Source organism: Roseateles sp. P5_D6, assembly GCF_054049415.1.
Genome location: NZ_JBFUMK010000011.1, coordinates 188,912 through 201,199, shown reverse-complemented (window position 1 = coordinate 201,199; position 12,288 = coordinate 188,912). Strand labels below are relative to the sequence as shown.

10 protein-coding genes are annotated in these 12,288 nt (G+C 61.9%); 9 read left to right on the top strand and 1 reads right to left on the bottom strand.

Going from position 1 to position 12,288, the window contains the following annotated elements; genetic code table 11:
- Position 1 precedes the first annotated feature (1 nt).
- From ACXJKM_RS16760 to ACXJKM_RS16720, 9 genes are all read left to right on the top strand, one after another.
- Entirely contained in the window at positions 2-1,216 is a 1,215-nt protein-coding gene (locus tag ACXJKM_RS16760) for a glycosyltransferase family 4 protein (RefSeq protein WP_157282113.1), read from the top strand.
- A 6-nt stretch (positions 1,217-1,222) separates the two neighbouring features.
- Positions 1,223-2,578 (top strand): hypothetical protein, encoded by a 1,356-nt coding sequence (locus ACXJKM_RS16755; protein WP_056204108.1) that lies wholly within the window; start codon positions 1,223-1,225, stop codon positions 2,576-2,578.
- A complete protein-coding gene (locus ACXJKM_RS16750; RefSeq protein ID WP_457353808.1) occupies positions 2,568-3,578 on the top strand; it encodes an acyltransferase family protein in 1,011 nt (336 codons plus the stop codon). Before ACXJKM_RS16755 ends, ACXJKM_RS16750 begins: the two co-directional genes overlap by 11 nt.
- A gap of 33 nt (positions 3,579-3,611) precedes the next feature.
- Entirely contained in the window at positions 3,612-6,044 is a 2,433-nt protein-coding gene (locus ACXJKM_RS16745) for a hypothetical protein (protein ID WP_457353806.1), read from the top strand.
- A 12-nt stretch (positions 6,045-6,056) separates the two neighbouring features.
- Positions 6,057-7,142: a glycosyltransferase family 4 protein gene (locus ACXJKM_RS16740; protein ID WP_056204101.1), complete on the top strand. Its 1,086-nt coding sequence runs from the start codon at positions 6,057-6,059 to the stop codon at positions 7,140-7,142.
- Positions 7,143-7,170: 28 nt separating this feature from the next.
- A complete protein-coding gene (locus ACXJKM_RS16735; protein ID WP_056204099.1) occupies positions 7,171-7,995 on the top strand; it encodes a glycosyltransferase family 2 protein in 825 nt (274 codons plus the stop codon).
- 146 nt (positions 7,996-8,141) lie between these two features.
- Positions 8,142-9,149 carry an NAD-dependent epimerase gene (locus tag ACXJKM_RS16730; RefSeq protein ID WP_056204523.1) on the top strand — a complete coding sequence of 336 codons (1,008 nt, stop codon included), beginning with the start codon at positions 8,142-8,144 and terminating at the stop codon, positions 9,147-9,149.
- Between the two features lie 66 nt (positions 9,150-9,215).
- Positions 9,216-10,541 (top strand): UDP-glucose dehydrogenase family protein, encoded by a 1,326-nt coding sequence (locus tag ACXJKM_RS16725; protein ID WP_056204096.1) that lies wholly within the window; start codon positions 9,216-9,218, stop codon positions 10,539-10,541.
- A gap of 84 nt (positions 10,542-10,625) precedes the next feature.
- The gene (locus ACXJKM_RS16720; protein WP_457323103.1) at positions 10,626-11,717 is read left to right on the top strand and encodes a sugar phosphate nucleotidyltransferase; all 1,092 of its coding nucleotides are present in this window, start codon (positions 10,626-10,628) and stop codon (positions 11,715-11,717) included.
- A gap of 17 nt (positions 11,718-11,734) precedes the next feature.
- Here the strand turns inward: ACXJKM_RS16720 and rfbC are convergent, their stop codons facing one another.
- On the bottom strand, positions 11,735-12,286 hold the full coding sequence (rfbC, locus tag ACXJKM_RS16715; protein ID WP_056204089.1) for a dTDP-4-dehydrorhamnose 3,5-epimerase: 552 nt from the start codon (positions 12,284-12,286) through the stop codon (positions 11,735-11,737).
- Positions 12,287-12,288: the final 2 nt, after the last annotated feature.

Genomic DNA, 12,288 nt, shown 5'->3' with positions numbered 1-12,288 from the left:
CGTGCGTGTGTTGATGGTGAATTCCTTTTACTTCCCTGACCAGGTCGGCGGCGCCGAGCGGTCGCTGAAGATCCTGGCGGATGCCTTGACCGCCGACGGGCATGAAGTGGCCGTGCTGGCCACGGGCGAACCGGCGGCCGAGACCGAACGCGTGGGGCAGGTGCGCGTTTTCCGCCGCCCCTCGGCCAACATTGCGCGGCGGCTGCCCGCCAGCCTGCCATCGGGCTTGCGCAAAGCCGCCTTCCACCTCCACAACACCTACACCGCGGGCAGCTTGCGCCATGCCGACGAGGCACTTGACGCATTCCGCCCCGACGTCGTCCACACCAACAACCTCGCCTGGCTGTCGGTATCGGTCTGGGGCGCCGCGTCACGCAGGCGCATTCCCATCGTGCACACGCTGAGGGACTACGCCCTCCTTTGCGCCAACTACGGCTTCTTTCGCGGCGGCCAACCCTGCGGCACTGATCGCTGCTTCCAGTGCAAGCTGCTTTCGGCCAACAAGATTGCCGCGACCCGGCAGGTGACGGCCGTCGTGGGCAACAGCCGCTACACGCTGGACCGTCACCTCGAGGAAGGCGCGTTCCCGCAGGCGCGGCACTCCGTCATCTACAACGGCTACCGCACCGATCAGCCCATCGATGCGCGGCGCCATCCCAGGCGCGACGGGCGCCCCTTCGTGGTGGGCTTCATTGGCACCTTGACGGCGCACAAAGGCGTCGAGATGCTGCTCAAGACCTTTGCCGGCCTCGTTCGCGGCCCTTGGCAGGGCCATGCCGTCGAACTGGTGATTGCCGGAGAAGGAGAACCGAGCTACACCGCTCATCTAAGGGCCTTGGCTGAGGGCTTGCCGGTCAAGTTCCTGGGTGTCGTGCCGCAGCCTGAGTTCTTCAAGCAGGTCGATGTTTGTGTGGTGCCATCGTTGTGGGCCGAGCCCTTGTCGCGGGTTCTGTTCGAGGCTTTCGCCCACGGCGTACCCGTCATCGCCTCCGCAACCGGCGGCAGCGGTGAGCTCGTCAAGCCCGGAGAAACGGGCTGGTTGTTCGACATCCATGCAGCGGATGGCCTGGCTGTTCAGCTCCAGGCCGCCTACGACGACGCTGACCGCTACGAGGCGATCAGCAGGACGGCTCTGGCGCTGGCGGCCACCTTCAGGCCAGAGCGCGTGGTCAGCGAGTACATCGACCTGTACGAAACCGTGCAGCACCGGGGGTAAGGACCTATGGGTTTCATTGCAGCTTCGCTGAAAACGCCGGGCGCTTCCACGCGTCAGCCAGCGTCCACCGGCAACCTCTTCCTGAGCGTCGGAGGGATCCTCTTCGTTGGCATCTGGACCGTGACACTGATGGGCGGCGCCTGGGACTATCTCTTCAAGCGGCTGCATGCACCGACGCCCTCCGTCACGCTGCTCACGCTGCTGGTGCTGGCGATGTTCTCGCTGCGCCTGCTGAATCGCGGTCGCGAGATGGCGATCGGCGCGCCAGACATTATTGCGGCCACGTGGCTGTTCGCCGCTTTTCTATTGCTGGCAGCAATGGTGAACGCAAACACGCAGTCATTGCCCGTGGTGGGGATACTCCTGTCCTTTCACGTGTATTTCTTCTATCTGATGTTTTTCGCGGTCTCGCCCATAGTTTCGGGCTCGGTGAAATCGGGACCACTGACGATGTATTTGGTCGCTTTTGGTGTCGTTATGGCAGCAATTGGGGTGGCGCAGGCAGTTACTAAAAATCTTTTCTCGTTCGGCTATTACATCACTGCTTCCGTCAATTCCATTAATGCGACGACGGGAGGGCGCGTCAGGGGCTCCGCATTTTTCTCGCATGCAGACGACCTGGGTATATTTTTGTGTATTCCCCTGGTGATCTGTCTTTACAGATCACTTCTCGCGCCGGCATTCTCCAAACGGCTTGCTTGGCGACTTGTCGGGCTCGTTCTTCTCGCTGGCTGCATCGCCACGCTAACCAGAGCGGTCTATCTGACCGCGGTAGCGGTTTCGCTTCTCACAATATGGGGATACTTGCGGTCAAAGGTCAACCGTGCATCGTTGTTTCCGGTGTGGCTGCCCATTGTTTTAATGGTGGCTGGAGTTGGCGTGTTCTTCCTGCGGTATGTGATCGAAGCGTTCATCATGAACGTCGATGCACTCAGGGATTTTAGGTATTTGGTGTCGGCCAAGTCGCTCGACGCTCGACTCTATGGTGTCAACTATTACCTCCACTACTTGAATGTCGAGGGCCCATTGGCATGGCTCTTCGGTTTGGGTTGGGTGTTCAACTCGAACATCAAAGCGGGCGTGCCAATTGACAATGGGTTTCTTGGAATAGTGGTCAGTTGTGGTCTGGCGGGAATGTCCTTTTGGCTGTACCTTTCGTGGCGTATTTGGGTGGTAATTAATCGAATGGCCGGCGCGGGTGGAGGTGCTTTGGCTGTGCCGCTGGCATCGTTCTATTGCGCGTGGCTGATGATGAGCGTGTTTGGGCTTTATTATGAGCCCTTTATGGTCGCTGTATTGCTCGTCGCTACATTGCCTGCTCAAGAAACCGGCAAATTCCTTTTGCCCAGATATGCCCGCTGAGCGTCTTGATTGGATTGACAGGCTGAGAGGGATCGGTATCGTCCTGGTTGTTCTTGGGCACAATCCGTGGCTGAAGAATCATCAGCTCCACGCTGCGATTTATTTGTTCCACATGCCGTTGTTCTTTTATGCGGCTGGCCTAGTGCACAAAGAGGTTCCGCTCACAAGGTATCTTCGCAGCCGTCTTCGGGCATTGTTGGTCCCATATTTGGTTTGTGGTGTATTATTTTCTTTAATAGCTGCGAAATTGGATTGGCGAGCGCTTGTTGCGAACTTGATCGGCGTGATTGCCGGCGTAGGCGACCTCATGCCGCAGCCACACATTTGGTTTCTTCCATGTCTCTTCCTGGTCGGCATCGCTCAACTTGTGACGCTTCGCAACACAAGTGAAATGCGCACGCCGCGTTTACTTGTTATTTTGCTTGTTCTGCTAATTTTCGCACAGACGTCCCGTTATGCCATGCCGGGTATTGAAATCGACCGTGATACCGTCACCTATCGGGCACTCCCTTGGTCCTTAGATCTTGTGCCCGTAGGTTTAGCGTTTTTTGCGTTCGGAATTACAGTTAGGCGACGTTATTTACATCTCGTAGGAAGTTCAGCTCATCACCCCGTATGGATCTTAGTGTTGGCCGCCTTGGTGGCTGCCATCGGTTGGTACGCTTCAGGTCTAGGCTTAATGGTTCTCGATTTGAATCATCGGCTCATTGAGGGCGTTGGCACATTGCCCTTCGCTGTTGTTTGCGTCTTGGTCGTGTCAGGACTATGCGTTCTGATCCGCGGCAAGGCGGGTTCGGCATTGGAGTACATAGGGCAACGATCGCTGGTGATTTTCCTGTTTCACTACTATGTGCAAAGCAGGATTAGCACTCGCATAGATGGGTTCGGTGGTGCGATGGTTGGATTTTCATGTGGGTTGATAGTGCCGCTTGCTCTTGATTTCGCAATTCGAAAATATGCTGTTTTGGAATGGATTTTTTACCCCAAGAAGACCACATAAATAGGGGCAAATTAAACCCTGAAAGGGGAATATATGTTTAGCATCAAGTTTATGCGTCGCTTGGGTATCTTCGCCAGCGGAGTTGCCTTTTCCGTCATCGTGTCCGCGGCGACCGCGGATCCGACGCCCGTGAATGGCAGTTTCATCGTCGATACGCTGCCAAGCCAATGGCTCATCGTGCGGGGGACAAAAGGCACCGCATCGGTCACCGTCCGCGATGTCGACGGCCAATTCGCCTACCGCGCCGACAATTTCGTGCTCAATGCGTCGAGCAACCTGCTGACGCTGCCTGCACTCACGCCGGGCTTCTACAGGCTCACCGTCCAGGTGCCCGAAGAGGTTGCGGTCAAGCCGGTCTCCTTTGTGGTCATCCCGGCCACTCGCCCAAAGCTGGACAAGCGTTTCGGCATGGACGCGGGTCTGAGCTGGTACGGCGGCGATGATCAGTCGATAGGCAAGGCCATCGATGCCTTGTCGGCGGCCGGTGTCGGCTCCGTGCGTGACCGACTGCGCTGGTCCCAGGTGCAGCTCACCGCCGCGGTGAACCCGCCGTTGTGGGGGCGATTCCTCAACGTGGCCCGCAGGCTGTCCCTTGCAGGTTTCTCGCAAGTGACGTCGTTCCACGATTCACCGGCCTTTACTCGCTACAGCAGCGACACGGTGACGTCGGGCGACCGCAAGCCGCCACGCGACCTTGCGGCGCTGCAGGCTTTCKGCGCGGCGTTTGCGCGCGACATGGGTCCGTACTTTGACGGGGTCGAATATTGGAATGAGCAGAACACCGATTTCTACCTCGGTACGCCCTGGCAATATGCCTCGCAGTTGAAGGCGTTCTATGCAGGTGTGAAGTCGGCTCGGCCGCAATTGAAGGTGCTGGGTGGAGCGCCGTCCCGCGGGCTCGACGAGTTTTTCAAGGCGACCTACGAGAACAGCGGCGTGGCGTCGCTGGATCTGCGCAACCAGCATTACTACGCCAATCCCGACCAGACGCTGGAGTTCGTTGCGGCCAGCGTCGCTCCAATCGACGCCGCCGGCGGCGCCACGGGTCAGCCGGGCTGGATCACCGAGACCGGCCTGGGCGTGCAGGGTCCGACGGGCACCGCGGGTCCCATCACGGCCGCGACCGAACGGGCGCAAGCGGCTTTCCTCGTGAAGACCTATGCATCCGGGTTCGCTGCGGGCTACGAGCGCGTCTTCTTCTTCTTTTTCCGGGAACTCGTCGAGCAGGGCCGCGCCAACTGGGGCGTGTTGAATGCCGACTTTTCACCGCGCCCGTCCTATGCGGCTCTGGCGGCATTGGTGCGGCACGTGAACGGCAAGCCGTTGGCGGGCTATCGCCACGTGGCGAATTCCGCTTCGTCCGCCGTGTTCTTCGGTGACGGTACTTCCGGTGTCGTCGCGGTGGCCTGGGGTGACGAGGCGGCCTCGGCCAAGTGGCCCGCCGATGCGAAGTTCTGGGACATGTTCGGCCGCCCGCTGAACCGCAGCGAGTTGGGCGGCAGTGAGCCCGTGCTCGTCGCCACGACTTCAACCAGCCTGGTCGGCATCACCAAGCTGCCCGCGGCGGCCGCGTCAGTCGCGGCGCGTGCGACGCTGCGTATCGTCGGCGACATCGAGGCGCCGGGGACCGTTGGCAAGGAGGTCGTGGGTGCTCATGCGCTCGAAGCGGCCACGGTGGCAGGTAGCACCGTTCGCGTCAGCGGTGCCGTGCTGGCGAACTCTTCCATAGTGGCACAGACGCTGAACGTGGATTGCTCGGGCAGCAGCGACATGGTGCCGGTGCAGAGGCAGGTGGCGGTTGGCGTACGGCCCAATACGTCGACGCCGTTTGCCTGTGAATTCAAGGCCGGCTCGACGGCAGGCGTGCGCGGCTTCATGCGCGCCTCGGTGTCCAGCGGCGGCGTCACGGACGCGCTGGTCGTGCGCACGGTGTCGGTGCCCGACACCAGCGCAGCGGCCTTGGGCGCGAAGTTATCGGCGCCGGTTTGCCTGACCTGGCGTACCCGGTCCGCGCCCATTGTCTCGATGACGCTGGAGGCGAAGTCCTCGACCGGCAACTCCTGCATGGATGGTTTCATCTCGCGTTCGACGTTGAACATCGCGGGTGACGGCTGGGTGTTCCCGATTGCCGATGTGCCGGCGACCGTCGCATCCACCTTGAACGGGGTTTCGTTCAAGGCAGCCCCGCTTGCCGGCGTGGCCTATCCGCTCAAGCCGCTGATGATGCAGGCCGTGGACAAGGACGGTGCAATCTGGTTGCTGCCACTGGCAACCGAGAAACTGGCGAGCGGCGTAGTCCAGCACACGGCGCTGTTCGCGACGGCGCGGTTGGCGGACTGGTCGACAGTCAAGAAGAGCGCGTTGGCCGCTGGTTCGGTGGCGCAGATGTCGATCGGCTTTGCTGGCGGAGGCGGGACGGCGACCGACAAGACGGCGTTCGTGATTTCGGAGATGCGAGCCCTATAAAGGATGGAGTAGATGCTGGTTGTGAATCTGTCGATGCTGGGCGCGCGCCCGACGGGGCTCGGTGTCTATGCCGAACGCTGTGCGAAGGCGCTGTCGGAGCGGTTTGAGATCTCGGTGGTGGCGGGGCATGGTTTTGTCCCGGATGCGCCGCGGCTGGTTTCGGCTCCCGCCAGCGTGGCGATCGGCGCAAGCCGCGGGGCGGCCATCAAGCGCGCACTGTGGGCGCGCTCGGTGGAGTTGCCCGGCGCCCGGCTGTTGTACTCGCCGACGCACCACGCACTGCCTCGGGCGGCGCGCCAAGTGATCACGATTCACGACCTCATCTGCCTGCGCTTTCCCCAGCAGCATCGGATGCAGTATTGGTACTTCCGGCACCTGCTGCCGCGGGTCTTGAAGCAGTGCGCGGCGGTGTTCACGGTGTCCGAGACCACCCGCCGCGACATTGCCGAGCACTACAAGTTCCCACTGGAACGCATCCATGTGGTGCCCAACGGAGTCGATGCGGCGCGGTTCGCGCCAGCATCGTCTGACGTCTTGCCAGCTGCTGCCCCGCCGTATTTGCTGATGGTTGGTGCACGGTATCCGCACAAGAACGTGCAGGAGGTGCTCTCCGAGTGCGCCGCGTGGTCCGACGAGTACAGGCTGGTGGTGGCGTCCTGCGGTGGCGACTACCGCAAGGCGCTCGAATCTCAGGCCGAAAGCCTCGGCCTGCGGGACCGCATCGAGTTCCTGGACTACGTGGATGACGCCCGGCTGCGCCAGCTGTATCAAGGTGCTGCCGCTTTGCTCTATCCGTCCTTTTGGGAGGGATTTGGCATCCCGCCCCTGGAGGCCCTTGCCAGCGGCACCCACGTCATCGCGGCTGACATCCCGGTGCTTCGCGAGGTGCTGGGCGATGCGGCCCAGTTCGTGCAGCTGGGATCTTCGGCATCGTGGCAGGCGGCCTTTGCGGGTCTAAAAGATGCATGTGCTGGTGCAGCACGCAAGCGCGCGGCAGCAGCCATCCTCGAGACGTTCACGTGGGAACGCTCGGCCGAGGCGTTGCAGTCGGCCTTGCTGTACGTCGATGCCACGCTGCAGCTCAAGCAGCGTCGTTGAGTTCAGAACCTGAGTTGGAGAAGATGCCTTGTCGAAGTTGTCTGCCTTGATCGTCAATTACGCGACGCCCCGCCTGGTGCTGAAGTGCGTCGCCTCGATGCAGCAATACGGTGTCATCGAGCGGGATGCCGACGTGATCGTGGTGGACAACGCGTCCCCGGACGATTCCGTGTCGGTGCTCCGCGCCCAGCTGCCGCCTGGTGTCCGCTTCATCGCTTCCGACCGCAATGGCGGGTTCTCGGCGGGCATCAACACCGGATTGGCCGAGGTTGATTCTGAATACCTGCTGGTGCTGAACCCCGACACCTATTTCGTCGACCAGTCGATCCAGAAGGCGCTGGAGCTCCTGGACACGCAGCCCAAGGTCGGGCTGATCGGCTTGGACCTGGTGAACCCCGATCGGTCGAGGCAGTTTTCCGCGCGGCGCTTCTACAGCCTGATGGACATCATCGGCCGGCGATCCCGTCTGGGGAACCTGCCCTTCATTCGCAAGTCGGTCGCCTCGCACATGATGATGGACGCCTGGGCCAGCGGCGCGCCCTTTCACGCCGACTGGGTGATGGGTACGGGCTTCGTCATTCGTACAGATCTTTTCCGTTCCATCGGTGGCATGGACGAAAGCTACTTCCTGTACATGGAGGACGTGGATCTGTGTGCCCGCGTCTGGAAGTCGGGTCATCAGGTGGTTTGCTGCGCCGGCGCGGTGCTGGTGCACGATCATCAGCGAGCCAGCGTAGACGTCTTCAGCCGCTCGGCGCGTATGCACCTGAAGAGCCTGAAGACATTCATGAGCAACTATCGCGTGCCGCTGCTCACCAAGCCGGGAGTCGCCGGTCTGTTCCGGCGCCACTGAACCGGGAGCGTCCCTCTTCGGTCGCGCGGGCGCTCGCTGGCAAGGCCCGGGCCAACTCGAGCGACCTTGTCTCGGGGGTGGGGCAATGATCGCGCCCTGCTGTGCGCTGCACGACAATCGGCGTTGGCTTTTTTGGAGGATTGGTCTTGAAAGTTCTCGTCACCGGCGCTGCCGGCTTCATCGGCATGCATGTCTGCCAGATCCTTCTGGCACGTGGTGACCAGGTCGTGGGCTTGGACAACCTCAACGACTACTACAGCCCGCAGCTCAAGCACGATCGCCTGGCCCGCCTGACGCCCAACCCGGGCTTCAGCTTCGTGCAAATGGATGTGGCCGACCGCGCCGGCATGGCCAAGCTGTTTGCCGATGAGCGCTTCGAACGCGTGGTGCACCTGGCGGCGCAGGCCGGCGTGCGCTACTCAATCGAAAACCCCCACGCCTACATCGACAGCAACATCGTTGGCTTCACCAACATCCTGGAAGGCTGTCGCCACGGTGGTGTGCAGCACCTGGCCTATGCGTCCAGCTCCAGCGTCTACGGTGGCAACACGCTGATGCCGTTCTCGGAGCACCACAGCGTCGACCACCCCATCAGCCTCTATGCCGCGACGAAAAAGGCCAATGAGCTGATGGCCCACACCTATTCACACCTCTTTGGGCTGCCAACGACGGGCCTGCGCTTCTTTACGGTGTATGGCCCGTGGGGCCGGCCGGACATGGCGCTCTTCCTGTTCACCAAGGCCATCATCGAAGGGCGGCCCATCAACGTGTTCAATCACGGCAAGATGGTCCGCGACTTCACCTACATCGATGACATCGCCGAGGGCGTCGTGCGCGTCCTGGACCGCACGGCTACCGCCGACCCCAACTACAACCCCAACAAGGCCGATCCGGCGCGCTCCAGCGCCCCCTACCGCGTCTTCAACATCGGCAACCACGCACCCATCCAGCTGATGAGCTTCATCGAGGCCATCGAGCAGGCCGCGGGCCGCGAGGCTGTCAAGAACTTCATGCCCATGCAGGATGGTGATGTGCCGGCTACGCATGCTGATGTCGAGGAGCTGGCCGAGTGGACGGGTTTCCGTCCGGCGATGCCTGTACCTGAAGGAATCCAGCGGTTTGTCGCCTGGTATCGGGACTACTACAAGGTCTGAATGGCACTGGACCGTCACGTGACTGCGTTACAAACGGGTTAACCGTTTTTTGCACGAGGATTGAGAATGAAAGTCACCGCCATCGGCACCGGCTACGTGGGCCTGGTCACCGGAGCCTGCTTGGCCGAAATGGGCAACCACGTGGTTTGTCTGGACGTGAATCCCGAAAAGATCCGCGTCCTCAACGACGGCGAGATCCCTATTCACGAACCCGGCCTGCTCGAAGTGGTGCGCCGCAATGTGGCGGCCGGCCGCCTGCAGTTCACCACCGATGTGGACATGGCCGTACAGCACGGCACGCTGCTCTTCATCGGCGTGGGCACGCCGCCTGACGAAGACGGCTCGGCCGACCTTCAGTACGTGGTGGCCGCGGCCCGCTCCATCGGCCAGCGCATGACGGACTACAAGGTCATCGTCGACAAGAGCACGGTGCCGGTCGGCACGGCCGACAAGGTCCGCGCTGCGGTCAAGGAAGAGCTCGAAAAGCGTGGCCTCGGAGACATGGCATATGCCGTCGTCTCCAATCCTGAGTTCCTGAAGGAAGGTGCGGCGGTCGACGACTTCATGAAGCCTGATCGCGTCGTCATTGGCTCCGACGACGAGCAGGCCACGCTGTTGATGCGCGCCCTGTATGCGCCGTTCAACCGCACGCAGGACCGCATGCTGGTCATGGACGTGAAGAGCGCCGAGTTCACCAAGTACGCCGCCAATGCGATGCTGGCCACACGCATCAGTTTCATGAACGAGCTGGCGCTGCTGGCGGAGCGCGTGGGCGCCGACATCGAGCTGGTTCGGCGCGGCATCGGCTCTGATCCGCGCATTGGCTATCAGTTCCTTTACGCTGGCGCCGGTTATGGCGGTTCCTGCTTCCCGAAGGATGTCAAGGCGCTGGTGAAGACCGCCGCCGACAACGGTATTCCGCTGAAGGTGCTGACCGCCGTGGAAGAAGCCAATGAACGCCAGAAGCGCGTGCTGGTCGACAAGGTCGTGGCGCGTTTCGGCGACGACCTCAAGGGCCGCCGCTTCGCCATCTGGGGCTTGGCATTCAAGCCGAACACCGACGACATGCGCGAGGCACCATCGTTGGTCATCATCGATGAGCTGACCCGGCGCGGTGCAACGGTCGCAGCCTACGACCCGGTGTCGATGCCGGAAACGGCTCGCGTGATTGGCCCGCGTGACGACGTGACGCTGGTCGAGCGCGCCGAGGCGGCGCTGCAGGGCGCGGACGCACTGCTGATCGTGACGGAGTGGAAGGAATTCCGCACGCCGGATTTCGACGCCATCAAGTCGAAGCTCAAGGCACCTGTTGTCTTCGACGGCCGCAACCTCTACGACCCCAAGCTGATGAAGGCACTGGGCATCGACTATCGAGGTATCGGCCGGGGCTGACCCCCTAGCTGTGTGCGGCAGGCCCGCCGCTTGCTTGCTTTGGTGCAACCGTCACTACGTTAGGAGGCCGGCATGGCCAAAGCAATGATCCTGGCCGCGGGCCAGGGAACGCGGGTGCGCCCGTTGACGAAGCACACGCCCAAGCCGATGGTGCCCATCCTGGGCAAGCCGGTCATGGAGTATCTGGTCGAGCATCTGGCGCGCCATGGCGTCAAGCAGGTCATGGTCAACGTGGCCTTCATGCACTGGAAGATAGAGAACTACTTCGGCTCGGGTCATCGGTGGGGCGTTGAGCTCGGTTACTCCTACGAAGGCGTTCGCGAGCAAGGCGAGGTGATCTGCAAGCCGGTCGGCTCGGCAGGAGGCATGCGCAAGATCCAGGACTTCGGCGGTTTCTTCGATGAAACCTTCCTCGTGCTGTGCGGCGATGCCGTCATCGATCTGGACATCGCCGCGGCGCTTGCCGAGCACAAGTCCAAGGGAGCCATCGCAAGCGTCGTTACTCTCGAAGTGCCTCGCGACCAGACCAAAAACTACGGCATTGTTGTCGCTGACGCCGAGGGCCGGGTGACTTCCTTCCAGGAAAAGCCCAAGCCCGAGGAGGCGAGGAGCAACCTGGCGTCGACCGGCATCTACATCTTCGAGCCCGAAGTGCTCGACCTGATCCCGTCGGGCGTCGAGTTCGACATCGGCAGCCAGCTGTTTCCGCTGCTGGTGGAGAAGGGCCTGCCCTTCTTTGCGCAGAAACGGCCGTTCAACTGGATCGACATCGGCCGCGTGACCGATTATTGGGCCGTCACCCAGCAGGTCATGGCCGGCGGCGTCGCGCAAATGGACATCCCTGGGCGCGAGGTGCGGCCGCAGGTGTGGGTGGGGCTGAACACTTCAGTGGACTGGGACAAGGTCCACATCGAGGGCCCGGTGTATATCGGCTCCAACGTGCGTATCGAGTCAGGTGCTCGGGTGATCGGACCTACCTGGATCGGTCACGGATCTCACCTGCGCGCCGGTTCGGTCGTTGAGCGGGCCGTGCTCATTGAGCACACGCGCATCGGTGAAGGCATGACGGTGCGCGAGATGATCATCTCGCCGCAGTACTGCGTGGATCGCACCGGGCACACCAGCTATGTCGGCGACGAGGTGACGCCGCTGCGTTGGGGTGACGCGCGCGCCTGAGCTGCGGGCCAATCGACTCAGGTGAAGGTCTTGGCCTCAACCAGCAGTGGTGCGCTGACGTCCTTTGCCGACAGTTGCGGTATGAGTCCGTCCAGCGGCCATTCGATGCCAATGGTCGGGTCATCCCAGCGCACTGCGCCCTCGCACTCGGGTGCGTAGCGGCCACTGGTCTTGTAGAGGAAGTCCGCGGTTTCGCTGACGACGACGAAGCCATGGGCGAAGCCAGGCGGGATCCAGACTTGCCGCTGGTTCTCGGCCGACAGTTCGAAGCCGACCCAGCGCCCGAAATTGGGGCTGGACCGGCGCATGTCGACGGCCACGTCGAACACTGCACCGGAGACACAGCGCACGAGCTTGCCCTGAGCATGTGGGTCGAGCTGGTAGTGCAGGCCGCGCAGCACGCCGCGCGCGGAGCGCGAGTGGTTGTCCTGCACGAAGTGCACGTCGTAGCCCAGGGCCTGGTTGAAGCGCTCCTCGTTCCAGCTCTCCATGAAAAAGCCGCGGGCGTCGCCGAAGACCTTGGGCTGGATGAGCAGGACTTCGGGAAGGGCGGTTGGCGTGACTTGCATCG